At 71.5% G+C, this 25,079-nt stretch carries 15 protein-coding genes; 10 read left to right on the top strand and 5 right to left on the bottom strand.

The window, feature by feature from the left end; genetic code table 11:
* Positions 1 to 37 precede the first annotated feature (37 nt).
* The gene (locus ABD331_RS47925; RefSeq protein WP_344491337.1) at positions 38 to 1,477 is read right to left on the bottom strand and encodes an endo-1,4-beta-xylanase; all 1,440 of its coding nucleotides are present in this window, start codon (positions 1,475 to 1,477) and stop codon (positions 38 to 40) included.
* Positions 1,478 to 1,924: 447 nt separating this feature from the next.
* Here ABD331_RS47925 and ABD331_RS47930 point away from each other — a divergent pair, with 447 nt between their 5' ends.
* Together ABD331_RS47930 and ABD331_RS47935 are read left to right on the top strand one after the other, a co-directional pair.
* Entirely contained in the window at positions 1,925 to 3,238 is a 1,314-nt protein-coding gene (locus ABD331_RS47930) for an extracellular catalytic domain type 1 short-chain-length polyhydroxyalkanoate depolymerase (RefSeq protein WP_344491340.1), read from the top strand.
* Positions 3,239 to 3,260: 22 nt separating this feature from the next.
* Complete coding sequence (locus ABD331_RS47935; RefSeq protein ID WP_344491343.1) at positions 3,261 to 5,414, top strand: alpha/beta hydrolase-fold protein; 2,154 nt, start codon at positions 3,261 to 3,263, stop codon at positions 5,412 to 5,414.
* On the opposite strand, the gene ABD331_RS47940 is transcribed toward ABD331_RS47935, so the two are convergent.
* Positions 5,411 to 6,460, bottom strand: coding sequence for a helix-turn-helix domain-containing protein (locus ABD331_RS47940; protein WP_344491346.1), 1,050 nt, complete (start codon positions 6,458 to 6,460; stop codon positions 5,411 to 5,413). The two genes, ABD331_RS47935 and ABD331_RS47940, sit on opposite strands and share 4 nt — an antisense overlap.
* Before the next feature lie 24 nt (positions 6,461 to 6,484).
* Positions 6,485 to 7,486, bottom strand: coding sequence for an alpha/beta hydrolase (locus tag ABD331_RS47945; protein ID WP_344491349.1), 1,002 nt, complete (start codon positions 7,484 to 7,486; stop codon positions 6,485 to 6,487).
* 199 nt (positions 7,487 to 7,685) lie between these two features.
* Between ABD331_RS47945 and ABD331_RS47950 the strand changes: the two genes are divergently transcribed.
* The 8 genes from ABD331_RS47950 (at position 7,686) to ABD331_RS47985 (ending at position 19,645) form a co-directional block, all read left to right on the top strand.
* On the top strand, positions 7,686 to 8,765 hold the full coding sequence (locus ABD331_RS47950) for a sugar ABC transporter substrate-binding protein (RefSeq protein ID WP_344491352.1): 1,080 nt from the start codon (positions 7,686 to 7,688) through the stop codon (positions 8,763 to 8,765).
* 10 nt (positions 8,766 to 8,775) lie between these two features.
* On the top strand, positions 8,776 to 10,281 hold the full coding sequence (locus ABD331_RS47955) for a sugar ABC transporter ATP-binding protein (RefSeq protein ID WP_344491355.1): 1,506 nt from the start codon (positions 8,776 to 8,778) through the stop codon (positions 10,279 to 10,281).
* A 4-nt stretch (positions 10,282 to 10,285) separates the two neighbouring features.
* A complete protein-coding gene (locus ABD331_RS47960; RefSeq protein ID WP_344491358.1) occupies positions 10,286 to 11,308 on the top strand; it encodes an ABC transporter permease in 1,023 nt (340 codons plus the stop codon).
* Positions 11,305 to 13,002: a CocE/NonD family hydrolase gene (locus ABD331_RS47965; RefSeq protein ID WP_344491361.1), complete on the top strand. Its 1,698-nt coding sequence runs from the start codon at positions 11,305 to 11,307 to the stop codon at positions 13,000 to 13,002. The genes ABD331_RS47960 and ABD331_RS47965 overlap by 4 nt, the downstream gene beginning before the upstream one ends.
* A gap of 76 nt (positions 13,003 to 13,078) precedes the next feature.
* On the top strand, positions 13,079 to 13,495 hold the full coding sequence (locus ABD331_RS47970) for an ATP-binding protein (RefSeq protein WP_344491364.1): 417 nt from the start codon (positions 13,079 to 13,081) through the stop codon (positions 13,493 to 13,495).
* Positions 13,496 to 13,694: 199 nt separating this feature from the next.
* On the top strand, positions 13,695 to 14,615 hold the full coding sequence (locus ABD331_RS47975; RefSeq protein ID WP_344491367.1) for a phosphotransferase: 921 nt from the start codon (positions 13,695 to 13,697) through the stop codon (positions 14,613 to 14,615).
* A 153-nt stretch (positions 14,616 to 14,768) separates the two neighbouring features.
* Complete coding sequence (locus ABD331_RS47980) at positions 14,769 to 16,067, top strand: alpha/beta hydrolase domain-containing protein (RefSeq protein WP_344491370.1); 1,299 nt, start codon at positions 14,769 to 14,771, stop codon at positions 16,065 to 16,067.
* A gap of 179 nt (positions 16,068 to 16,246) precedes the next feature.
* Positions 16,247 to 19,645 (top strand): protein kinase domain-containing protein, encoded by a 3,399-nt coding sequence (locus ABD331_RS47985; protein WP_344491373.1) that lies wholly within the window; start codon positions 16,247 to 16,249, stop codon positions 19,643 to 19,645.
* Positions 19,646 to 20,024: 379 nt separating this feature from the next.
* Here ABD331_RS47985 and ABD331_RS47990 read toward each other — a convergent pair whose 3' ends face one another.
* Entirely contained in the window at positions 20,025 to 23,453 is a 3,429-nt protein-coding gene (locus ABD331_RS47990) for an alginate lyase family protein (protein ID WP_344491377.1), read from the bottom strand.
* On the bottom strand, positions 23,446 to 25,068 hold the full coding sequence (locus tag ABD331_RS47995) for an extracellular solute-binding protein (RefSeq protein WP_344491380.1): 1,623 nt from the start codon (positions 25,066 to 25,068) through the stop codon (positions 23,446 to 23,448). The genes ABD331_RS47990 and ABD331_RS47995 overlap by 8 nt, the downstream gene beginning before the upstream one ends.
* Positions 25,069 to 25,079: the final 11 nt, after the last annotated feature.

Here is a 25,079-nt window from a genome sequence, read left to right on the forward strand (position 1 = left end):
CCCACCGGGGCCGAGGGAGGGTGGCGCGGTCAGCGGCTCACGCGCCGGCCGGGGTGTAGGTCCACTTCTGGTTGGTGCCGGTGTGGCAGCTGTAGAGCTGCAGGCCGGTGCCGTTGGCGGTGCCGGCGCCGACCGCGTCCAGGCACAGCCCGGACTGCACGCCGACGATCGTGCCGTCGGAGTTGACGCGCCACTGCTGGTTGGCGCCGCCCCAGCAGGAGTAGATCTGGATCCTGGCGCCGTTGCCTGTGCCCCCGGCGTCCAGGCACTTGCCGCCGGACCTCAGCTCCCCGGCCGAGGTCTGGGTCCACTGCTGGTTGGTCTGATTGTTGCAGTCCCAGAGTTGTACCGCGGTGCCGTCGGTGGTGCTGGCGTTGGGGATGTCGACGCAGCGGCCGGAGGCGACGCCCTTGAGCTGCCCGGCATTGCCGCCGGGCGTCGGCGTGGTGGTGGTGCCGCCGTTGAGCGCGTTGAGCACCGAGGTGTAGGCCGGCTTCTTGTTGCCGTTGCCGTCGAACAGCAGCGGGGCGGCGCCGGAGCCGAGCCAGGAGTCGGTGTCGCGCACCCCCCAGACGGTGATGCCGGTGCAGCGCGGCACGGCCAGGCAGTCGTTGACGACGTTGGCGTAGGTGGTGGCCGAGCCGCCCTGGATGTCGAGTTCGGTGATCTGGACGTCCACGCCGAGGGCGGCGAAGCTCTGGATGGTGGTGCGGTAGTTGCTGTTGTAGGGGCTGTTGCTGTTGAAGTGCGATTGCAGGCCGACGCAGTCGATCGGGACGCCGCGGGCCTTGAAGTCGCGGACCATGTTGTAGACGCCCTGGGTCTTGGCCCAGGTCCAGTTGTCGATGTTGTAGTCGTTGTAGCAGAGCTTGGCGGCCGGGTCGGCGGCGCGGGCCGTGCGGAAGGCCACCTCGATCCAATCGTTGCCGGTGCGCTGCAGGTTGGAGTCGCGCCGGCCGCCGCCGCTGTCGGCGTAGGCCTCGTTGACCACGTCCCAGGCGTAGATCTTGCCCTTGTAGTGGTTCATGACGCCGTTGATGTGGTCGATCATGGCTTGCCGCAGCGAGCTGCCGGACAGGGCTTGCATCCAGCCCGGCTGCTGGGAGTGCCAGGCCAGGGTGTGGCCGCGCACGCGTTTGCCGTTCTGCACGGCCCAGTTGTAGACGCGGTCGCCGTTGGTGAAGTTGAACTGCCCCCGGTTGGGTTCGGTGGCGTCGATCTTCATCTCGTTCTCGGCGGTCACCATGTTGAACTCGCGGTTGGCGATGGTGGTGTAGGCGGAGTCGCCGAGCCTGCCGGCGGCGATGGCGGTGCCGAAGTAGCGGCCGCTCTGTGCGGCGGCGGCGCCGAGGGTGCTTTCGGCGGCGCCGGCCGGGACGGCCGTCACCAGAGCCGTCGCCACAGCCGTGACCAGGCCGAGCGCGCCGACCGCGCCGGCGATCAGAGCTCGCCGGGCGGGGGATGGGGACATGCGCATGCTTGAGCCTCCGTACGTGAATCAAGGGAAAAGGCCCGGTGGGACGTACGCCGCAGCCTGTCGGGCGCTACCGGACCAGGAGGGGAGATCACGCTGGGCACTCAGTGTGCGAAGCTCGCCGAAAGTTGTCAAGAAATCACTGAAATTATCGGTGGCGCTGAACCCTAACGGCTCGTGTCAACCTGGTGCGACGTGCGACTCGTCGTACCTGAAACTTTTCGGCCATGAAAGTTTCATGGCGACGCTCTCGCTGTCCGGCCTCCCCGAAATGGGGAAAAAGCGAGGTGAGCATGCCCGGCTGCTACCCCCTCCGGCTGACCGCAAGCTAAGGCGCTCTTGACAGTACCTTTCCCCCTCGTATTTGCTCCGTCCCGCCGCACCACCGACCGGCAGCGGTTGTTAGCGCTAACAGCGAAAGGCGGAACAATGAAGCGAAGCGAACCGCGTATGAGCAGGTACGCGGGCGTCGGAGCCGCCCTGGCGGTCCTGGTCACGGCGTTGGCCACCGCCCTGGCCGTCCTCACGGTCACGCCGCAGGCGTCGGCGGCGGCGCTGACCGAGGTGACGGGCTTCGGCAACAACCCCGGCAACCTGCGGATGTACCTGTACGTGCCGGACAGGCTGGCCGCGCGGCCGGGTGTGCTGGTGGCGATGCACGGCTGTAACGGCTGGGCGCCGGGCTTCCATCAGGGCACCGAGTTCGCTTCGCTGGCCGATCGGTACGGTTTCATCGTCATCTATCCGCAGGCCAACAAGAGCGCCAACGGCATGTCGAACTGTTTCGACGTGTGGTCGGCCGAGGCGCTGCGGCACGGCGGGGGCAGCGACCCGGTCTCGATCGTCTCCATGACCAACTATGTGCTGCAGCGTTACGGCGGCGATCCGCAGCGGGTGTTCGCCACCGGTTTCTCCTCCGGTGCGATGGAGACGCTGAACCTGCTGGCCACGTATCCGGATGTGTTCCAGGCGGGTGCGCCGTTCGCGGGCGTCCCCTACGGCTGTCTCGGCCCGGCCGGGTGCGGGGACAAGAGCCCGCAGCAGTGGGGTGATCTGGCCAGGAACGCCTACCCGGGTTACACGGGGGCGCGTCCGCGGGTGATGGCCTGGCACGGCACCGCCGACAACGTCCTGCCGTACACGATGCTGCAGGAAGAGGTCGATCAGTGGACCAACGTGCACGGGCTGAGCCAGACCCCGTCGGCCACTGACAGCCCGCAGTCCGGCTGGACCCGCCGGGTCTTCGGCTCCGGCCAGGTCGAGTCGTACACGATCAACGGGGCGGGGCACAACCTGCCGCACGCCGGGATGGCCGCGTACGCGATCCGCTTCTTCGGCCTGGACAGCGGCTCGTCCACCACGACGCCGACGCAGACGCCTTCCGACGGCGCGCCGGTCAGGGGCGTGGCCTCCGGACGCTGCGTGGACGTGCCGAACGCGGCCACCGCCGACGGCACCGCGGTGCAGTTGTGGGACTGCAACGGCCGTACCAACCAGCAGTGGGCCGCCACCTCAACTGGCGAGCTGCGGGTCTACGGCAACAAGTGCCTGGACGCCGGGGGTGCGGGCAACGGCGCGGTGATCCAGATCTACGCCTGCCACGGCGGCGCCAACCAGCAGTGGCGGCTGAACGCCGACGGCACCATCACCGGCGTGCAGTCGGGGCTGTGCCTGGACGCGGTCGGCCAGGGCACCGCCAACGGCACCCGTCTCCAGCTCTACACCTGCCACAGCGGCGCCAACCAGCGCTGGACCCGCACCTGAGCCTCTGAAGGAGAGTTCTCGCATGCCATTCTTACGCAACCAGGGCGGGCGCCGGCTGGTGGCGACGATCGCCGCCGGAGTGATGGCGATCGCGGCGGCGCTGCTCGCGCCGGGGCCGCCGGCGTCCGCGGCGGCGCTGCTCGCATCGGAGCCGCAGGCGTCCGCGGACGCGCCGTGGCTGAGCCTCTCGCAGGACGGCTTCGCGACCTTCAGCGTCCCGGCGGCCGCCGTCGAGGCCGCCGTGGGCCCGGTGTCGCAACTCGCCATCGAGGGGAACTTCGGCCCCTCCTCCGCCTGGGCGGAGTACGGTCTGACCCGCCGGGGCGACGTCTGGTCAGGAGTTCTCGGCCCGCTCAGGCCCGGGCTGTACTCCTACCAGGTCACCGGCGATGAGACCAAGGGGCTCAAGGACCCGACCAGCGGCACCGCGGTGGCGTCCAAGCCGCTCTGGAGCACCTTCCTCGTGCCGGGCGACGCCGCCCGCCTGCTGGCCGACGCGCCCGAGGGACAGGGCGGCAAGATCGAGACCCTGACCTACGGAGCCGGGAGCAAGGCCCAGGTCTGGACGCCCCCGGGGTACTCGGCCAGGAAGACCCATCCCGTGCTGTACCTGCAGTCCGGCGGCGGCTGGAGCGCCACCGACTGGCTCGACCTCGGCAGGGCCCGGCAGATCCTCGACAACCTGTCGCTCCAGAAGGCCATGGAGCCGATGGTGGTCGTGATCAGCGACGGTGACGATCCGCAAACCCTCCGGAAGGCGGTCGCCGGCCGTTACCGTGTCCACCGCGACCCGGCGCGTCAGGCGATCGCCGGGGTGGCCGAGGGCGGGTCGCAGGCGCTGCGCACCGCGCTGACCCGCCCGGGACAATTCGCCTACGCCGGCTCGTTCTCGGGTCTCCTCACCGACGTCAAGGTGACCGGCCACCACGTCGAGCTGCTGCGCCTGTACACGGGGAACGTGACCGACCCCGCCTACAACGCCACCAACCGCCTGACGAGAACGCTGGACCGCGCCCGTGTCAGGTACGAGTTCGACGGCGTCAACCCGGACGCCGGCGCGAACTGGAACGCCTGGCAGGAGAACCTGATCGACTTCGTGCCGCGGCTGTTCCGCAAGGTCCGCGACCACGGCCCGAGCGCCGGTCACCGGCCGCTGAAGGGCGAGTTCGCCCCACCGGCGCCCGGCACCACCCCCACCCCGTTCGTGACCGAGGACGGCTTCGTCACCTTCGAGACCACGACCGCGTTCACCGCTGCCCAGCGCGTCACGGTGTGGGCGAACAACGGCCGCAACGGCAGTTGGCTGCGCGTCCCGATGACCCGGCACGGCGACCGGTGGCGGGTCACCATGGGCCCACTCGACCCGTGGTTCTACTACTACCAGTGGTTCGTGGACGGGGTCCCGGTCAAGGACGCGTCGAACCCGACGAAGGTGACCACCGAACCGAACTGGAGCACCTTCCTCGTCAACGGGCCCAAGGCGCGCCTGCTCACGGACGTTCCCGCCGATAAGGGCGGCAAGGTCGAGAGCATGACGTACCGGAGCAGCGTGACGAACCAGGACCGCACCGCCCTGGTCTGGACCCCGCCGGGCTACGACCCGGACCGCGCGCAGCCGTACCCCGTCTTCTACCTCCAGCACGGCGGCGGCCAGAACCACACGGACTGGGTCGAGATGGGACGCGCCAAACAGATCCTCGACCACCACTTCCTCGACGGGAACCTGGTGCCGATGGTGGTCGTGATGGCCAACGGCAACGTGCCCGACTTCAACAAGGAACTGCTGGAGAACGTCGTTCCGGCGGCCCGCGCCCGCTACCACGTCTCCGGCGACCCCGCGCAGCAGGCCCTCGCCGGGCTTTCCCTGGGAGGCGCGCAGACGTTCGGCGTGCTCAAGGCCTTCCCCGGACGGTTCGGCTACGTCGCGGTGTTCTCGGCATGGTTCGGCAGCGACGCCGGCGTCGACGCCGAGGCGATCAACAACGGCACCAAGCTGCTGCGCCTGTACGTGGGCGACCAGACGGACTTCGTCCACCCGGCGTTCATGACCTCCCTGACCACCTTGAACCAGCTCGGCATCCGCTACGAGTTCGACGGTGTCACCCCGGGGCCGCACGGCTGGGACGTGTGGCAGAAGAACCTCATCGACTTGGCGCCACGCCTGTTCAAACGCTAGTGGACAGGCCGGTGCGACTCACCGGCCTGTCCACCCTGGACGGGGTTCGCCGCCGTGTTGCGGTGCAGCCGGCGCAGCATGAGAGCGACGGTGAGCCGCAACCGGCCGGGCTGCTCGCGCAGGGACCAGCCGAGCAGCCGCTCGGCCTGGGCCATCCGCTCGTGCAGGGTCGAGTGGTGCACCCGCAACACCGCGGCGGACGTGCGCAGGCTGGCCCCGCCGGCCAGCAGGTCCAGGGTCGCCGGCATCCACGGGGCCGCCGCCGCCGTCCGCTCCACCGCCGCGAGGTCGGGGCCGGCCCCGAGCCCGGCGTCCACCGCGGCCACCAGCATGATCAGGCCGCCGAGGTCCTCGGCGTGGACGACCCGCGGTCCCGGATCGGCGGGGGTGCCGTCGGCGGTGAAGCGCGCCGCCGCCCGCGCCGCGGCGACCGTCTGCGGCAGCTCCAGCAGGGGCACGGCGGGACCGACGCCGGCCCGCGGGCCGTCCGGCAGCGCGTCCGCGGTGGCGGCGATGACCTGCAGCGAGCCGTCCAATCCGGCGATCACCTGTGCGGGCGCCGACCGGCTCAGACCCAGCGACTTGGCGGCGTGACAGCGGTCCTCGACCGGCGCTGAGGCGTCCAGCAGCACCTCCACCAGCTCGGCGTCGTGGTGCGGGCGCGGCCGGGCGCGGCTGCGGGTGCGGTCCAGGATCGTGCGGGCCGCCATCGCGGTGCGTTCGAGCACCATCGCCTCGACCGGCCCGGCCGGCCCAGGATGCTCCAGGAAGACGGTGATGTGCGAGTCGACGGTCAGCCGGCACCACTCGGCCGGGAGCGTGGCCGGAGACTGTTCGGTGCGTGCGCCGTCAGGTGTCACGCGGATCCTGAGGCCGCGCTCGGTGTCGATGAGCACGGCGGGATGCCCGGACAGCACGGCGGCGCCCCTGACCACGTTCTCCAGCCCGGCCCGGCGCTCGATGAGCTGGTCGAAGTACGTGATGACCCGCAGCGCGGCCCCGGCATCCGGGTCCAGCGCCTCCAGGCGGCCGACCAGCTCTCTCATGGCTCCATGGTGTTTCGTTGCGGCTCAGGTCGCCAGCAGGCGGCGCAGCCAGTCCTGCCGGGCACGGGTCAGGGCCTGGGACAGCGCGGCCTGCGGCATCCAGGCGTCGAAGGCGTGGAAACCGCCCGGCCAGACGTGCAGCTCGGCGTCGCCGCCGGCCTGCCAGATCCGGTCGGCGTACGCGATGGCCTCGTCGCGGAAGATCTCGGCCGAGCCCACGTCGATGTAGGCGGGCGGCAGCCCGGACAGGTCGGTGGCCCGCGCGGGAGCGGCGTACGGTGAGACGTCCGCGCCGCCGTGGGCCGCGCCCAGCATGGCCCGCCATCCGGTCTCGTTCGAGGTCTGGTCCCAGACGCCGAACCCGCGCATCTGGATCGTGGAGTAGCTGTCGTTGCGGTCGTCCAGCATCGGGTAGCCGAGCAACTGGCCGTACAGAGCGGGGCCCTCGCGGTCGCGGGCCAGCAGCGTGACCGCCGCCGCCAGGCCGCCGCCGGCGCTGACGCCCGCGATCACGATGCGCCCGGTGTCGGCGCCGAGCGCGCCGGAGTTCCCGGCGATCCAGCTCAAGGCGGCGTAGCAGTCCTCCACCTGGGCGGGGTGGTGATGCTCCGGCGCCAGGCGGTACTCCACGGAGACCACGATCGCGCCGTGCGGCTCGGCGAGGTCCAGCATCGGCGTCATGCCCGACCGGCGCGTGCCGGCGACCATGCCGCCGTCGTGGATGTGGTAGATCACCGGGGCGGGCGCGCCCGCGGCTGCCGGAGTGCAGACCAGCACGGTCACGTCGGGTGCGCCGGGCGGTCCGGGCACGACATGGTCGGCGAAGGTGTAGGCGCCGCCCCTGCGCAGGCCGTCGTCGTCCACCTCGTGGGCGGCGACGTGGCCGGTGCGCAGGGCGCCGATCAGGTCCGGGGTCAGCGTCACCGGCGCGCCGCCCTGGACGACGGCCAGCCCGGCGGCGAGCTCGGCGTCGAAGGGCGGGGGCGGTCCGGTCACCCGCGCGGGAGCGCTGCCCGTGTCTGTCATGGTGCCCATTGTCCCGGTCGAGCCGCCGCCCTGCACCCGACAACTGTCGGGCGATACCCGACGGGCGTCGGGTGGAGGTGAACGCCGTGTTGCGTGATGGTTTCCCCAACGTGCCGGAACCACGCCGGCCCTGGTCAGCCCCGGATCGATCACGATACCCCGGGCGGCGACCGGCGCATCATCACGCACTGGAGGATCCATGTTGGTAAGGAGTCGGGCGCGGGCAGTCGCCGCCGCCGCGGCGTCCCTCGTGCTCGCGGCCACGCTGGCCGCGTGCGGCGGCGGCGGCGAGGAGCCGGGCACGACCACGGCCGGCGGCGGGGGAGCACGCACCAGCGCGCCGCCGCCGGTCGCGCCGGCGGGCGTCGCGAAGTTCGAGGACGCGGCCCCCGGCAGCGGGGACGGCCTGACCATCGGCTTCACCCAGCTCAACCTGTCGGTCGGATTCCCCCAGGACGTCCAGCGCAGCGTCGAGGAGCAGGCGCGCAAGGCCGGCGCCAAGCTGATCACCTGCGACTCCAAGGCCGACGCGGCCGTGGCCCTGGACTGCGCCAAGCAGTTCAAGACCCAGGGCGTCAAAGGCCTGATCACCTTCCAGGCCGACGCCAACGCCGCTCCGCGCATCTGCGAGGCGGGCCCGCCAGTGCCGGTGCTGGCCGTGGACATCGAGCAGAAGCCGTGCCAGACGACATTCGTGGGCGCCGCCAACGAGTACGCCGGGCAGCTCGTCGGCTACAACGTCGGCCTCTACTTCGCCCAGCAGAACGACTGTGAGTACGACGCGTTCGTCTCGCTGGAGTCCAAGGCCGTGGGCCAGGTCAACGAGCTGCGGATGGGCGGCATCCGCAAGGGCTTCGAGAGCGTCTGCGGCGCCGTCAGGAACCTGCGCACCCTCGACACCGGGCCGGGCGGCCTGAGCGAGCCGGCGCAGCGGCTGATGACCGACACGCTGACCGCCCTGCCAGGCGCCAAGCACGTGATCGTCGTGGGCATCAACGAGGACGTCATCATCGGCGCGCTGGCCGCCGCCCGCGTCCAGAACCGGACCGACGACCTGTACCTCGGCGTGCAGAACCTCAACCCGAAGAACTGCGTCATCTACACCGCCCCGCACTGGCTCGGCAGCGTCGCCTACTTCCCGGAGAAGTACGGCCAGCTCCTCGTGCCGAACCTGATCAAGGCGATGAAGGGCGAGAAGCTGCCGGCCGAGCTCCTGGTGCCGCACGAGTTCGTCACCAAGGAGACGGTCAAGCAGCACTACCCCGCGTACGCCTGCTAGGAGCGCCCCGATGCCCTTCCTGAAGACCTCCGGCATCACCAAGTCCTTCGGCCCCGTCAAGGTGCTGCACGGCATCGACTTCACCGCCGAAGCCGGCTCGGTGGTGGCCCTGCTGGGCGAGAACGGCGCCGGCAAGAGCACGTTCGTCAAGATCCTGGCCGGTGACCACGACGCCGACGGCGGCGAGATCCTCATCGGCGGCCGGCGCAGCCGGTTCGGCTCCGTGGCCGGCGCCCGCGCCGCGGGCATCCGCCTCATCTCGCAGGAGATCGCCGACGCCGGCACCATGACCGTCGCCGAGAACGTCGTGCTCGGCGCCTGGCCCCGGCGGCTGGGCGTGGTGAGCCGCAAGGAGACGCACCGCCGCGCCGCCGAGTCGCTGGCCAGGCTGCGTGCGGAGATCCCGCTGAACCGCCCGGTCAGCCGGCTGCGGCTGGGCGAGCGGCAGATCGTCGAGATCGCCCGCGCCCTGGCGGGGGAGAGCCGGTGCCTGCTGTTCGACGAGCCGACGGCGGCGCTGTCCGACGTCGAGGCCGGGCGGCTGTTCGAGCTGATCGCGGGCCTGCGCGAGGCCGGCGTGGCGATCGTCTACATCACGCACCGGCTCGACGAGGTCTTCCGCATCGCCGACCGGGCCTGCGTGCTGCGCGACGGCCGCATCTCACTCGACCGGCCGGTCGCCGAGGTCACGACGGCCGACCTGGTGGAAGCCATGGTGGGCAGGGCCGTCGCCGCCCGCCGGTTCGTCGAGCCGGCCGGCGAGCACGCTCAGCGAGCCGAGGCGGTGCTGACCCTGCACGAGGCGTCCGGGGACAACTTCGCCGGCGTGTCGCTACCGGCCGTGCCCGGCACCGTGGTCGGCCTGTACGGCAAGATCGGCTCCGGCGTCTCCGAGGTGGCCGAGACACTGTTCGGCATGCGCGGACTCGCCGCCGGCGAACTCCGTCTCGACGGCAGGGCCGTCCGCCTGCGCACGCCGGCGGACGCGATCCGCCACGGCATCGGCTTCCTGCCGCCTGACCGGCAGGGCCAGGCCGTGCTGCCCGGCCGGTCGGTGGCCGAGAACCTGGCCGCCCCGAGCTGGCGGCGGCTGGCCGGGCGCGGCGGCCTGATGACGCGGGCGCGGGAGTCGCGGGCCTACCGGCGCTGGCACGACGCGCTGTCCGTCCGCTCACGCGACGACCCCGACCAGCGCATCGGCACCCTGTCGGGCGGCAACCAGCAGAAGGTCCTGCTCGCCCGCTGGCTGGAGTGCGGCTCCCGCGTGCTGGTGCTGGCGGAGCCCACCCGCGGCGTAGACGTGGGCGCCCGCCAGGAGATCTACCAGGCGATCCGCCGCCTCGCCGCGGACGGCACCGCCGTCGTCGTCGCGTCCTCCGACTACGAGGACATCGTCGCGGTCGCCGACCAGGCGGCCGTCATGGTGCGCGGCCGCGTCGTGGCCGTGCTCGACGGCGCCGACGTCACCATCGACCGACTCACCGAATCCGCAGGAGGAGCCCTCAGTGTCCGATAGTCCGGTGTCCGATAGCGCCGTCACTCCCGGGCCGCACGCGGTGGCCGCGGGCGGGCCTCCGGCGACGCCGGAACCATCGGCCGGCCGGCTCCCCGCGCTGGCCAAGATCCCCAACAGCGCCGCGCTGGTGGTCTTCCTGATCCTGGAGATCGTCTTCTTCGCCGCCAACTCCCCGTACTTCCTCAACTGGGACAACGCGACGAACATCCTGACGGCCATCTCGATCACCGGCGTGCTCGCGGCCGGCGCGACCCTGCTGCTCGTCTCCGGGCAGTTCGACCTGTCCGTAGGCAGCGGCGTCGGCTTCGTCGGGCTGCTGCTGGTCGAGCTGCAACCCCATCTCGGTACGGCGCAGGCCGTCCTCGTCGCGGTCGCCGGCGGCGTCGCCATCGGGTTGCTCAACGGCTTCCTGGTCAACGTGCTCGGCATCAACGCGCTGATCACGACACTCGGCACGCTGGCGATCTTCCGCGGGCTCACCCTCGCCGTGGGCGAGGGGCAGAACATCGCGGTGAACGGCTTCGACTGGGCCATCGCCCGCCCGTTCCTCGACCTCCCGGTCCCGGCCCTGGTGTTCGTCGCCGTGGCCGTCGTCTTCGCGCTGATCATGAGCTTCACCGTCTACGGGCGGGAGATGTACGCCATCGGCGCCAACTCGAACGCCGCCCGCCTGGTCGGCATCCGCGTCAAGCGCAACCTGTTCCTGGCCTTCGTCATCTCCGGGCTGTGCATGGCGCTGGCCGGGCTGCTCAACACCTCGCTCATCGGCTCCTCCTCCGGCACCACGGGCACCGGGCTGGAACTGGCCGCTGTCACCGCGGTGATCCTCGGCGGCACCAGCCTCCAGGGCGGCACCGGGGGAGTGTTCGGCACGATCATCGGGCTGCTCATCGTGGGCGTGCTCAGCAACGGCCTCACGCTGATGAACGTCGACTCGTCCTGGCAGCAGGTCGCCACCGGCTCGCTGCTCATCCTCGCGGTCGCCTTCGACCGGCTGCGCGCCAGCCTGCTGAGCGGCCTGCGATGAGCGCCGCGACCTACACCGTCCGGCGCGACGCCGACGTGCCGATGAGCGACGGTGTCCTGCTGCGTGCCGACATCTGGCTCCCCGACCGCGACGGTCCCGTTCCCGTGCTGCTGGAGCGGATGCCCTACGACAAGTCATCGTCGTTCATGGCGCAGCACATCGTCGGGCTGGAGATCGTGCGCGCGCTCGACGCCGGTTTCGCCGTCGTCGTGCAGGACACGCGCGGCCGGTACGCCTCCGAAGGCGACTTCGACCCGTTCACGCACGAGGCCGCCGACGGCGCCGACACCATCGCCTGGCTGCTGGAGCAGGACTTCTGCGACGGCCAGGTGTTCATGTACGGCGCCTCCTACATCGGCGCCACCCAGTTGCTGGCCGCCTCCGCCGCGCCGAAGGGCCTGCGCGCCATCGCACCCCAGCTGACCAGCTCCGACTACTACGAGAGCTGGACCTACCGCGGCGGAGCGCTGCAACTCGGGTTCGTCCTGCTGTGGATCATCGAGTCGCTGGCGCCGCTCGACCTGGACCGCCGGCCACCGGACGCGGCGCTCGCCGCCCTGCTGGCGGACCTGCGCGAGAACCCGTGGCGAGCCATGGACCTGCTCGCCTCGCGGCGGGCGGAGCTCGAAGCGCTCGCGCCCTACCTGCGGGACTGGCTGGCGCACCCGTCCCGCGACGGCTTCTGGGCGGCCATCGACCCCTCCCGCGCCTACGGCCGGATGGACGTCGCCGGGCTGCACATCGGCGGCTGGCACGACATCTTCCTCGACGGCACCCTGCGCAACTACCGCGGGCTCACCGAGCACGCGCCGACCGAGGAAGCGCGAGCCCGCCAGTACCTCGTCATCGGCCCCTGGTCGCACGGCAACCTCAGCGAGTGGCAGGGCGACGGCTGGCACGGCTACGACGCCGGCTCAGGCGCCCTCGACCTGACCGCGACGCACCTGGAGTTCTTCTCCGCGATCGCCGCCGGACGCGAGCCGGACCTGCCCAAGGCGCGGATCTTCTTCACCGGCGCCGACACCTGGCACGACCTGCCGTCCTGGCCGCCGCCCGGCACCACGCCCACCTCCTGGGCGCTGCGCGCGGACGGCGTCCTGACCCAGGGCCCGGCCGGCGAGCAGGCGGCGCTCACCTACCGGTCGGACCCGGCGAACCCGGTGCCGACCACCGGCGGGGCGACGTTCCTGCCCGGGCTGCTCGTCGCCCGCAACTCCGGGCCCAAGGACCAGGCCGCGATCGAGGCACGCGACGACGTGCTCGTGCTCACCTCCCCGCCGCTGGAGACCGGCCTGACCATCGCCGGCGAGGTGGTCCTGCACCTGGAGGCGGCCTCCTCGGCCGAGGACTGCGACTGGACGGCCCGCCTCACCGAGGTCGACACGGCCGGCCGGTCGGTCGGGCTGGTCGACGGCATCCTGCGAGCGCGCTACCGGCACGGCGGTGACGCCGTCGCGCTCGTACCAGGGCGGCGGGAGTCCTACCGGCTGCCGCTGGGCTCGATCGCCCACGTGGTGCCGGCCGGGCATCGGCTCCGCCTGCAGATCGCCTCGTCCAACCATCCCCGCTTCGATCGCAACCCGCAGACGATGGCCGACCCCGTGGGGGCGGCAGACTTCGCCGTCGCCGACCAGACCGTCTTCGCCGGCGCCGGCGGCACGCACCTCGTGATCCCGATCGCACCCCACGTTTGACCCTCTGTCGCCAGGTCAGCGGAGTAAGGTCCATGGACGACCTCACCTCCTCACCTTCTGCGATAGGCCGACGATGATGACGGAGCGGGTACTGCGCCACCCGATCGATGCCGACCTCGCCCGCCTGCGTGCCCTGGTCAGCACGCAGGCCTCGGCCGCCGGTCTGCGGGGGGAGCGGTTAGTCGACCTGGTCCTGGCGGCCAACGAGGCGATCACCAACGTGCTCGACCACGGCGGCGGCACCGGCACGCTCACCATCCGTACCCGTCCTGGAGCCATCACCGTGCAGGTCGAGGACGCGGCCGGCCATCTGACGCGCGATCACCTCGCCCGCGCGCGGATCGGTCCGGCGGCATCGCGCGGGTACGGGCTGTGGCTCATCCAGCGCCTGTGCGACCAGGTGGAGCTCCATCACGCCGGGGGCGGCTCGCTGCTCAGCCTGACCATGCACGTGCCCTCTGCCGCCCGGGACCGCGGCGCCGTTGACTCGTAGCATGCCCGGTCACGATCGTTGAGTGTCCGCGCGGGACTGCCGTCGCGCTCATGATCACGCCGGGTGGTGAGAACGTCCCGCCCGTGCATACCCGTCCCTCGTCGCAGGGCAGCCGCCTGCGCTGTGCCTCGTCGGCCTCTTCTCCCACGCGGAGCCGCTGTCCCCCTCGTTGGGCGGCGCCCATGGCACAGTCTTGGGCATGCCCCTGGACGCGTTGCCGGACTGGTTGCCGGCTTGGTGCCTGGACCAGCTCGGCGGCGAACCCACCGGCGTGTTGTTCCGGTCGCGACAGGTCTCGGAGGTGTTCGGTCTGCGGCTGGCCGATGGCCGGGACGTGGTCGTCAAGGCGCGGGCCGACGACGGCCGGGCGGCGTCGTGCGTCGCGGCGCAGGCCCGGCTGGCCGGGCGCGGGTTCCCCTGCGCCCGGCCGCTGACGCCGGTGGTGGGTGTCGGTGCGCTGGCCGTGCACGCCGAGGAACACCGCCCTGGCGGCGAGGTGCTGCACGGGGACTCGCCGGACATCGCCGTACGTTGCGCGGAGGCGTTCGCCCGGCTGATGGCCGAACTCGCCGACGTGATCGTCGCGCCGCCGTTGCCGAATCCGCCCTGGGTGCGCTGGGACGGAACCGGTTCCGGCACGTGGCCGGCGATCGGCTTCCTCGACGACCTGGACCAGAGTGTCGTGTCCGGGCACATCGTCGAGGCGGCCGAGCGGGCCCGGGGGCGACTGCTGGCCGCCGCTCTGCCGTCCGTGCTCGGCCACGCCGATTTCGAGGCGCAGAACCTGCGGTGGCAGGGCCGGCGGCTGTGGGCGGTGCACGACTGGGACAGCCTGGCGTGGCAGCCGGAGGCGGCGCTGGTGGGAGCGGCGAGCGGGTCGTTCGCCAGTGCCGGGCCGCCGACATTGGCGCCGATCGAGAGCTCTGAGGCGTTCCTGGCGGCTTACCAGGACTTTCGGCAGCACGTGTTCACGCCCGTGGAGCTGGAGGTCGCGTGGGCGGCCGGCGTGTGGATGGCTGCGTACAACGCGCGGGAGATGGCCCTGTGCGGCGGCTCATCGGCGGGCGGCGATGCGCTGCGGGCACAGGCAGCCGAACGCCTCCGCCGGGCGAATGCCTGACCCCACCTCTGAGGGGCCTCCGCGGTATGACCTCTTGCTTCACGTGATCACCGTGTCAGGCCGTCCTTGACATCATGGGGCGTCAGGGGCAGGCTGACACTCCTGGAGGCGTCAGGGACGTCCTGACATGCCTGAGACGGCAGGAGACATGCCATGAATCTCGAACGTTGCCCCGACGGCCAGGCCATCGAGGTCGCCCGCGGCCTCGCCACGGGCTACACCGAGGAGGAGTACCTGCTGCGCGGCACGGCCGCCTCGTACGCCGACGAAGCGGCCCCGTACGTGACCCGGATTCTGATACGCAGACCCGCACACCTCAGCGGCACCGTGGTGGTCGAGTGGTTCAACGTCTCGTCGTTCATGGACGCCGGCGTGGAATGGCAGTACATCCACAGCGAGCTGTTACGAAGCGGCACGGTGTGGGCCGGGGTGTCGGCCCAGTGCCTAGGGGTCACCGGCAGCGTGCACCCCGTGGACGGGCCTGCCCCGGGCGGGCTCAAGGCGTCGAACCCCGAACGGTACGGAATGCTCGACCACCCCGGCGACGACTTCTCCTACGACATCTTCTCCCAGGCCGGGATGGCCATCCGCGAGCTGTTCCCCGGCGCGCGGCTCATCGCGGCCGGGATGTCGCTGGGCGCCTACATGCTGACCACCTACATCAACGAGGTCGACCCGATCGCCCAGGTGTACGACGGGTTCCTGCCGCACTGCCGCATCGGCATCGCCCCGGCCCTCGTGCCGTCGCGGCGGCCGGCGACGGCAGATCTCGCTGGAACGCCGGTGCCCTTCCGCGCCGACCCGCGAGTGCCGGTCCTCGCCCTGGTGACGGAGACCGACGTGATCACGGCCGGGTACGCGGGCGCCAGGCGGCCCGACGGGCCGAACCTGCGCGTGTGGGAGCTCGCCGGCGCCGCGCACGCCGACACCTACCTCAACACCACCGGCCGCCTCGACCTCACCCGCGCCACCCCCACGGAACTGGCCGCCGCGCTGGCCCCGACCGCCCACGTGATCGGCATGGACCTGCGGCACCTGGCCAACTCCGGCCCCCAGCACCACTACGTCGCCAAGGCCGCGATCCGACGGCTCGACCAGTGGGTGCGCGAGGACGTCGTGCCGCCGCAAGCGCCCCCGCTGGCCACCGTGCCCGGCCCCGCGCTGGAGCGGGACGACCTAGGCAACGCGCTCGGCGGCGTCCGCACGCCGTGGATGGAGGTGCCCACCGCCGTACTGACCGGAATCAGCCCGGACGACGGCGTCCTGGGCAGGCTCTTCGGCCTGACCGTCCCGTTCTCCCCGGCCGTCCTGGACCGCCTGTACGGCGACGGCTACCTGCCCGCCTTCGAGGCCGCCACCGATGACGCCGTCGCCGAGGGGTTCCTCCTCGCGGACGACGCGCCCCAGATCAAGGCCCTGGCCGCCGCATCCATGGCGGCCAGGGTGCCCTGAGCCCGGCTCAGCCGAAGGACGCGCACCGAGAGCACCCCTGGATCGCCGGGTTGATGAGTCGCGTGCTCGCCTGTTCTGCGCGTGAACCCGCACTCCCGTACGACCGAATCGTCCTGCCTTGAACTTTATGCAGACGGCGCGCATCGAATCACGCGAAATCATGACCGAAGGGGTGATGCATGGCGACGGCACTGCTGGACGGTGATCCGCAGCGGCTGGGGCCGTACTGGCTGGCGGGGCGGCTGGGCGCGGGCGGCCAGGGCGTGGTCTACGAGGCCTACACCGAGGACGCCAGGCGCGTCGCGATCAAGGTCCTGCACAGCGACCAGGCCGCCCAGCTGGGCAGGGAGGCGACGGCCGCGCAGCGGGTGGCCTCGTTCTGCACCGCCCGGGTGCTCGACGCCCAGTTGGAGGGGCCCCGCCCGTACATCGTCAGCGAGTACGTCGAAGGGCCGAGCCTGCGCCAGGTCGTGGCCGGGGGCCGCCGGTTCGCGGGCGGCGACCTGCACCGGCTGGCCACCGCCATCGCCACCGCCCTGACCGCCGTCCACGACGCCGGGGTGATCCATCGCGATCTCAAGCCGGACAACGTGCTGCTCGGGCCGGACGGTCCCCGGGTGATCGACTTCGGCATCTCACGGACGGCGGAGATGTCGCTCACCGAGACCGGCCTGGTGTCGGGCACGCCCACGTACATGGCGCCGGAGGTGTTCACCGGGCAGCGGGCGGGCGCGCCGGCGGACGTGTTCGCCTGGGGCGGCATCATCATGTTCGCGGCCACCGGCGTCGACTCGTTCCAGGCCGAGAGCCTGGGCGGGGTGATGCACCGCGTGTTGTCGGCCAGCCCCGACTTCGGGGTGCTGCCGCCGTCGCTGCAGCCGCTGGTGGCCGCCGCGCTGGCCAAGGATCCGCTCGACCGGCCGTCCTCCCGCGAGCTGCTGCTCGCCCTGGTCAGCGGCGGCGGGCGGCTGGACACCGCCACGCTGCTCGCCGAGGGCGGCCGCGAGGCCACCCGGATCGCCGTGCCCGCCGCCGATCCCGCGCTGGGGGCGCTGGCGGAGGAGGCGTACGCGATGCTCGGCCCGGCCGAGCGGGAGCTGGCCGCCGAGGTGTTCCTGCGGCTGGTCACCGTGGACGAGCACGGCGAGCTGACCGGACGGCGGGCGGGCCGGGACGAGCTGCTGCAGGGAAGATCACAGCCCGAGGCGGCGGCGATCCGCCGGATCCTGGACGTGTTCGGCTACCTCCTGACCGGGGGAGAGGAGGAGGTCTGGCTGGCCAGGCCCGCGCTGCCGCGCGCCTGGCCCCGGTACCGGCGCTGGATCGACGGCAACCGCGACGGGCTGGCGGTGCACCGGGAGATCCTCACGGCGGCGCGCCGCTGGGACCGGGCCGGCCGGCGCGACGGCGACCTGTTCCGGGGCGGCAACCTGGAGGGCGCCCTGCGATGGGCGGCCAATGCGCGGCGCAACATCACGCTGACCCCGATGGAGCAGAGCTTTCTGCAGGCGAGCGCCGACCTGGCCGGCCGCGGCGCCAGACGGGCCCGGCTGGTGTCGCTCAGCCTCGGCGGCCTGCTGGTGATCTCGCTGGTGGCCGGCGGGCTGGCCGTACAGCAGGGAGCGGTCGCCGATCGGCGCGCCGAGGAGGTCACCGCGGCGCTCACCAGGTCGGAGGCGACCCGGCTGACCGGGCTCGCCCAGCAGGCACGCCTCACCGACCCGATGCTGGCGATGCGGCTGAGCGTGGCGGCGTGGAGCCTGGACCGCACGCCGCAGACCAGGGCGGCGCTGACGACGGCACTCGCCGGTCGCGAGGCGGCGACGTTCACGGACCGGATGAGCGCCGGCGACACGGTCCGGGCCCTCGGCGCCGACGGTCGCCGCCTGGCCGCCGTCAGCCAGGACTCCGCGCAGGTGTGGGACGTGCGCACCGGCAAGCGGACCGGCCGGATCGCGCGGCTCGGGCTGGCAGGGGACCGGGTCGCCGCGGTGGCCCTGGCGCCCTCGGGCCGCGTGCTCGCCGTCCTGACGGACAAGCGCGTCAGGGCCTGGGACCTGTCCGGCGGGAAGGCCATCGGCACCTGGGTCTTCGACCGCCCGCTCGACCTCGTCAGCGGCTGGGCGGAGATCGTCCGCGTGGACGACAGGACGGTGACCCTCCAGGTGTCCGGCAGGAAACACCGGTGGAACCCGGGGACCGGCGAGCACACCCGGCTCTCCGCAGCCGGAACGGTGGCGAGCGCGGACGGCGCCTGGCAGGCGACCCCGCGGGAGAAGTCGGTTCGGCTGACCCACGCCGGGGACGCATCCGTCGTGGACATCGGCGTCCAGGACGGCGCCGGCTCCCAAGGAGCCTGGAACGGCGGCGCGGTGACGGTCAGCGGGGACGGGAAACTGCTCGCCTCCGTCAGCGGCACCGAGGTCCAGTTCTGGCGGATGGCCGACGCCCAGCTCCTCACCACGGCGCCACTGCTGGGCAGCACGAGCACCGACGGCGAGCAGCCCCAAGGCGCCTTCGACGGCCGGACGTTCCGCTACCTGGTGGAGGACCGGGTCTTCTCCGTCGATGTCTCCGACCTCTCCGGCACCCCTGCGTCCGCTTCGATCGGCCTCGGCGCGCTGGCCCCGGGCGGGCAGGTCGCGGTGATCCAGACCGGCGACCGGCCGCGGCTGCGCGACGTGCGCGGCGGCAGGACCGCGGGCGCGCTGCCCGCGATGGAGGAGGCGTACTTCAGCGACGACAGCCGCCTGCTGGCCGCGGTGGACCAGGGCACGGTGAAGATCGTGAACGTCGCCTCGCGGGCCGTTCTGGGCGAGATCGTCCCTGATCCGGGCCAGCCGGAGATCAGCGTGGTGCGCTTCAGCCCCGACGGCACCCGCCTCGCGCTCGTCCTGCGCGGCTCGGACGAGGGACGCGGTGACACCGTTCAGACCTGGGACTGGAAGGCCGGGCGGAAGCTCTGGAACGCGGCGCTGCCCGAGACGAACGACGTGGCCTTCTCTCCCGACGGCAGGCGGCTGGCCGTCGCCGGAGCCGGGCAGCGGCTGCTCGACGCCGCCACCGGCCGGCCGGCGACCGGGCCCTTCGGCGTCGGCGGCAGGGACACCCTCGGCATCCGGATCTTCTTCCTCCACCGGGGCGACCGGGTGGTGGTCCTGGACTCCCGGGGCCGCCTGACACTGTGGAGCACCGCGGGTGATCGGCTGGGGCCGGTCGTCCGCGACGACTCCGACCAGATGTCGGTCGCCGCCTATTCTCCCCGTGAGGACGTCGTCGCGGTCGGCGCCACGGACGGCCGGGTGCGGCTGTTCGACCCGGTCACCGGGACGAGCCTCGGCACGCTGCGCGACTCGGGAGGAGGCCAGGACCCGGAGACGGGGCAGCTCCAGTCGATCGCCTTCACCGCCGACGGCGCCGGCCTCGTCACCCTCGACCTGAACGGGAAGGTGCACACGCACGTCATCGGACCCGCGGGCGTCGTCCGGGCGATCTGCCGGCGGGCGGGCGGCTCCCTCACCGCCGCCGAATGGCGGACCCATGTCCCTGGGCTGGCGTACCGCGAAGGCTGCCGTTGAGCAGGGGCGGCGCCTGCTTCCGAGCCAGGATTCGGGCTCGCCGGGTGAAGGTCCACGCGCTCATCCATCGATCCGCCACATCATCGCAGTCGCCTTCGCGAGCCGTTCCAGAGCGTCGTCCCGGCGGTGGGCTCGGCCCAGACCGTCTTCCAGCCGGACCGTGTGGTGCCCGACCGGACCTCGCGCTCTTCGCGTGCGTGCCCGGGGCAGAGCTCCGGATCGGCGAAGATCGGTGACAGCCGCGGGGCCGTCACCTCGTTGGAGGTGACCACCAGCCGTCAGGGTCCACGCTGTGGCTCGCGGCCACCGCACGATCTCTCGTCGTCCTCACGAACGCCGAGTGATCACGCGGTGGCCGTTGCCGTGCGATCCCCACGCCTCAGGCGCTCCCGCCCCCGCAGGACCGCGCGACAGTGACGTTCTCGAACGAGCTCTCCGTGGATGCGTAGAGCCCGACGCCTCCGCTGCGCACAACGGTGTCGCGACCCTTCAGGATCTGAACGCCGTCCAACGTCACGGTGATGCGGTCACCGTGAATCGCCGCCCCCAGTCGCACAGGACCGGTCAACGGATCGCTGATGGATGCCGTGGCCACGGTGACGGGACCCGACGCGTGAGCCTCGCGGATGATGCTCGCGTACTGGGTTCCGTTGCTCGTCTTGCCGACGTGGATCCGATACCCGTACGCGTCCGTGGTGTCCCGCAGCGAGATTCCCGCGTTACCGACGGATCCGTCGATCGTGACCGTGGTCTCCACGACGTAGTCGCACGCCTCGGAGAAGCGCTTCGGCAGTGTCGAGTCGGCCAGTACGTGCGCCCGGCCACCGGCAGGCGGCGTGAGGCGCAACTTGCCCGAGGCGACGGACGCAGACCCTGTCATCCCTCGCCAACCGGCCTGATCGAGCCCTTCCCTGATCACGATGTCGTCGAAGGTCGCGGCCCGCCGATGGGTGAAGGCGGCGGCGCCACCCGTCGGCAGTTGTCCGTCGTCCGCGGAGATCGACGTGTCGCCGACCTTGGCGCTCAGGTGCCTCCCGATCGCGGACACGATCAGCTTGTGCGGGACGTTGGCGCCGCTCGGCAGTGCGGTCTCCGCGAGAACCTCGCTCTGCGAGTCGTATGTCTTCACGAGCTTCAGCGTCGCTCCCGACGTGGAGTTGAGCACTTCGGCCCGGTAGTAGTTGCGGGAATCGTGGTAGCGGAACGCGAGACCGGTCCGGGACGTCGTCTGGCCGCGTGACCCGGGTACGATGTCCGCGGCCATGACCACGTCATCGGGTACGTCCTGCAGAGCCGCGAACGACATCATGTCCGCGGTCGAGGTCTGTGCCAGCTTTGCGCCGGTCAGCGCCCAGGTCCCCTGGACCGGCGTCCAGCCGCCAAGGGATGCGTTGAAGTCGTGGACGGTGCGGTCCAGGCCGGCGTCGTCGAACTCGTCGTCGAGCACGGGTGCCGGGGCGAAGTGTTCCTCGACTGACACGGTGATGAGGTCGCCTGTGCGGGTGAACGCGATCGGGGTGTCGTTCACCATCACCGCGTTCGCGTTCGGCGCGTTGACGGAGAGCGTGCCGGTGAACGGGTCCCCGAGCGAGATCCGGGCGGTCGCGCCGCGCAGTTCCACACTGACGTCGGACACCGGTGCGGATGCGCTGATGACGGTGTCGTCCTGGTCGATCAGCGACGTCCCTCTGGTCAGCGCGTACCTGGTGAGCCCGCCACCCGAAGCGCGCTCGAGGTAGGCGGTCTCGGCGTTGGTCGTGGCGGCTCCGAACGCCCTCGACGAGGGATTCGCCTCGCGCGAGAGGTAGAAGCGTCCGGTCGCGTCCGGCAGGGCGATCTCCATCGCCGTCGCCACGGAGTGACTCACCCCGGGCATGGCGATGCGCTTCGCCGTCACCGAGGGCGCCGCGCCGGCCTGGCCGGGAACCACGACCGTGTCCAGTCCCGTCGCCCCGGTGGAGGACCAGTCGTAGGACAGGTAGTCGACGTTGGTGAGCACCTGGTCGCCGACGCGTACGGCGCCGTTCTTGTGGACCCTGGGGGTCACCGCGGCGCCGGCCGTCGCCACCGGGATGAGCCGCACGCCGGCGACGGGAGCGGCTCCGGGCACGGTGTCGAACCCGACCGTGGCGACCTTCGTCGCCGGATTGACGGTCACCGGATCACCGGGGAAGTGCCAGAGCTGCCGGTAGTCGTGCGCGGCACTGTCACCGGTGAGGTCGTCGGAGACCACCCAGAAGCCGGGCTTGACGAAATAGACCGCGCGATCGTGCTCGACCGGCCGGTAGCCCATCGCCGCGCCGCGGTAGATGTCGAGGCCCGCGTTCGAGCGCCACAGCGACGTCGTGCGGGGGACCCCCTTCGCCTGCGGGTCTCCGTCGACCTCGATGGTGTTGTGCGCCTCGGTTTCCCGGCGCATCCAGTTGTTCGTATCGGTCGGGCTGTAGTCCCCCACCCCGGAGTCGACGATCAGCGGACGCCCGTACGCCGCCATCACCAGGCTGAGGTCGTCCGGATGCCGGTGCGAGGCGGTGTAACTGGAGTTCTGGTTGTTGATCAGCATGTACCGGGCGTCGGCGTCCCACCCGGAACGCTGGACCGCGAAGCTGATCGGGAACACCGTGGACGGCAGCGTCGGGGCGGTCCCCTGCGTCCGGCCGGAGGCGACCCAGGTGAAGTCGGGCCAGGAGTTGCGTACACCGCTCCGGCGAATGGCCGACGTACCCGCGTCGTCGTTCGGTGTGTCGCCGATCGCCGCGGGTTCGAGATTCGGCTGACGGGTCGCGAACAGCGAGTCCGCGATCCAGTCTGCCGCCTGGACGAGCGAGTCGGGAACGGTTCGCCCGTTGGCACCCGCGACTGCTATGACGGAGTTGAGAATATCCGCCACGTACGCCTGATAGTTGAACGCCGGCTCGCGGTACACACCGTCGCCCTTCAGGTACGCGCGCAGGAACCGCTCGGCCGAGCGCACCGCGAACCACTCCGAGCCAGGCGATGACGAGAACTCGGGCAGATACACGGCCGCCGCGTAAACGGAGCGGGCCATCGACACGTACCAGTTGTTCCCGATGTGTTTCTGCATCACGCCGACGAGGAAGTCCGTCGTGGCGTGCACGCCGGACAGGTACGCCACGAGATCGCTCGCGTCGATGCCCGGATCGGTCCTGAACACGGAGAACCCGCTGACCAGCTGGGCGAGCCGCTTGGCCGCCGACAGGTTGCGGCCCTGCGGCCAGCTCTGAACGTCGGTGAAGAAGTCCAGCGAGATGTCCATCCACGCCGCCGCGTACGCCGCACGCTTGGCCGGGTCGCTCTCGGACACGTAGGCGAAAGTCAGTTTGGGCATGAACGTGAAGTCGCTCATCAACGTCTGCGCGCCGCCCGGGGTGGTCTGCGTCCCACCCCAGAGGTCCTGCCAGTCGACGTCGATCCGCTGCTCGGCGCTGTTGTAAAAGTTGCGGGTCTCGGCGCCGAACCGGAAGATCCCCGCCGCGAGCTCGTCGGGGCCCGAGTCGCCGCCGCCCAAACCCTCGGCCGGAGCCGGGTAATGGACGTCGGAGCGGCCCGCGTAATAGACCTTGAGCTCACTCGCGGCGCCTGCTTCATCACCGGCGGCCAGCTTGGCCGCCACCGCGCCGAGCCCCGGGCGCGTCAGGTCGAGCAGCCCGCCGAGATCCGACATGTCGGCGACGGCGGCACTGCCCGGCGACAGGAACGCCGCCACCAGAGCCAGCACGACCGCGGCACGGGCCCGGCGACGCGCGTACCAACGTAACCTGCTCCGTCTCACCACTGCGTCAGCCACCTGACTGCTCCTCGTACTCGGCCTTGATCTTGTTGCCCACCCGGTCCATGAACTTCTTGATGGCCGGCTGCCACGCCGAGACGGGCTTGTTCCCCAGCTGGATCTCCAGCAGCACCGAGTCCAGTTCCTGCTGCTCGCTGGCGGCCTTGCTGGCGGCGGTCTCCGAGTACCGCCCGAGGGTCGGGTCCGCGACGGCCAGCGGGACGCCGGCGACCTGGTGGTCGTGCTGGTCCTGTACGGCCTGGCGGTTGCCCGGCTCGTAGATGACGGGCGATGCTTCGGCGAGGTACCGCACCGGCAGGAACACCTGGCTGCGCCCGCCCTCGGTGAGGGCCGGGTCGGAGCCGTCGCGGGTGAACGTCCGGCCCTCGACGCCGTACCGGAGGGCCAGGTACTCGCTGCTGCCGAAGGGTGAGCACAACCAGTCGAGGACCCTGAGGATCTGCTTGATCCGATCGGCGTTGTCGGTCTTGGCCACAGCGGTGAAGCTGGACAGGGTCGGGCCGGGCGTGCGTACCCGCGTCCCCGCGCCGTCGCGGGTGGGCGAGAGCATGCCGGTCAGGCGGAAGCCGGGCACGTCTTTCGCCTGACCGTAGAACTTGCCCCACCCGGCGTACCCGCCGATGGTGAACGAGGTCGTGCCGGCCAGCATCCACCCGTTGCGCTTCGTGTTGGGCGCGCCCGCGTGGTCGGGATGCACCACCCCCGACTTCACCAGCTCGACGGTGTCCTCAAGGGCCTGCGTGAACTGCGGTGTCGTCCCTGAGTGGGTGAAGACGCCGCCCCGGGCCTGCCAGACGCCGGCGCCGCCGGGCCAGTTGCCGGTGATCCCGTTCATCTCAAGGATGGTGGTGAACGGGATCTGCCCGAACGCCCACCGCCCGGCCCGCTCGTCGGTCAGCGCGACCGCCATCTCCTTGAACTCGGCCCACGAATCGGGCTGGAGGCTGAGCCCTGCCTTGGCCAGCAGGTCGGCCCGGGTGTAGAGCACGGTGCCGATCCGGGCCCGCGGCACGGGGATGCCCCAGATCCGCTGGTCGTAGACGGTGCCGCGCCAGGCGTCGGTGGGCAGGGCGGCGAGGTTCGGGTAGGCGAGGACCGCGTCCCCGGACAGGTGCTCGGTGAGGTCGGTGAAGGTCGCCTTCAGCATGGCCGGCATCTGCTGGACGACGCCCTGGATGGCCACGATGTCGGGCAGATCGCCACCGGCGATGGTCGTGGCGACCTTGCTCTTGTAGTCGGTCGAGGGGACGTACGTGATCTTCAGCTCGGTGCCGAGTGTGCTGTTGAGGTTCTGCCAGTAGGGGTTCGAGCCGAGCGCGGGGGCGATCGGGTCGTAGGTGTACGTCAGTGCCGTGACGGCTTCGCCCCGCACCGGTTGCGATGCGGCGCTGGAGGCGGCCGGGTAGGTGAAGTACCCCGGCGACACCCCTGCCGGCTCGGCGGCCAGGGCGGGCGTGGCCGCGGTGACGGGTTTGTAGGTGGGCAGCTTGACCGGCCCGGTCGAGCTGTTCGGCGAGCTCGGGCCGCCGTCGCCGCAGGCCCCGAGCAGCGGGGCCAGCCCCGTTGCCGCGCCGAGTGCCAGGACGCGGCGGCGGCTGAAGGTGGGTGCCACGACTCTCCTTT

Origin of the sequence: Nonomuraea monospora (genome assembly GCF_039531895.1) — a bacterium.
GTDB lineage: Bacteria > Actinomycetota > Actinomycetes > Streptosporangiales > Streptosporangiaceae > Nonomuraea > Nonomuraea monospora.

Coding starts and splice junctions, on each gene's coding strand:
- ABD331_RS47925 (WP_344491337.1), bottom strand. CDS start 1,477: ATGCGCATGTCCCCATCCCCCGCCCGGCGAGCTCTGATCGCCGGCGCG.
- ABD331_RS47930 (WP_344491340.1), top strand. CDS start 1,925: ATGAGCAGGTACGCGGGCGTCGGAGCCGCCCTGGCGGTCCTGGTCACG.
- ABD331_RS47935 (WP_344491343.1), top strand. CDS start 3,261: ATGCCATTCTTACGCAACCAGGGCGGGCGCCGGCTGGTGGCGACGATC.
- ABD331_RS47940 (WP_344491346.1), bottom strand. CDS start 6,460: ATGAGAGAGCTGGTCGGCCGCCTGGAGGCGCTGGACCCGGATGCCGGG.
- ABD331_RS47945 (WP_344491349.1), bottom strand. CDS start 7,486: ATGACAGACACGGGCAGCGCTCCCGCGCGGGTGACCGGACCGCCCCCG.
- ABD331_RS47950 (WP_344491352.1), top strand. CDS start 7,686: ATGTTGGTAAGGAGTCGGGCGCGGGCAGTCGCCGCCGCCGCGGCGTCC.
- ABD331_RS47955 (WP_344491355.1), top strand. CDS start 8,776: ATGCCCTTCCTGAAGACCTCCGGCATCACCAAGTCCTTCGGCCCCGTC.
- ABD331_RS47965 (WP_344491361.1), top strand. CDS start 11,305: ATGAGCGCCGCGACCTACACCGTCCGGCGCGACGCCGACGTGCCGATG.
- ABD331_RS47970 (WP_344491364.1), top strand. CDS start 13,079: ATGACGGAGCGGGTACTGCGCCACCCGATCGATGCCGACCTCGCCCGC.
- ABD331_RS47975 (WP_344491367.1), top strand. CDS start 13,695: ATGCCCCTGGACGCGTTGCCGGACTGGTTGCCGGCTTGGTGCCTGGAC.
- ABD331_RS47980 (WP_344491370.1), top strand. CDS start 14,769: ATGAATCTCGAACGTTGCCCCGACGGCCAGGCCATCGAGGTCGCCCGC.
- ABD331_RS47985 (WP_344491373.1), top strand. CDS start 16,247: ATGGCGACGGCACTGCTGGACGGTGATCCGCAGCGGCTGGGGCCGTAC.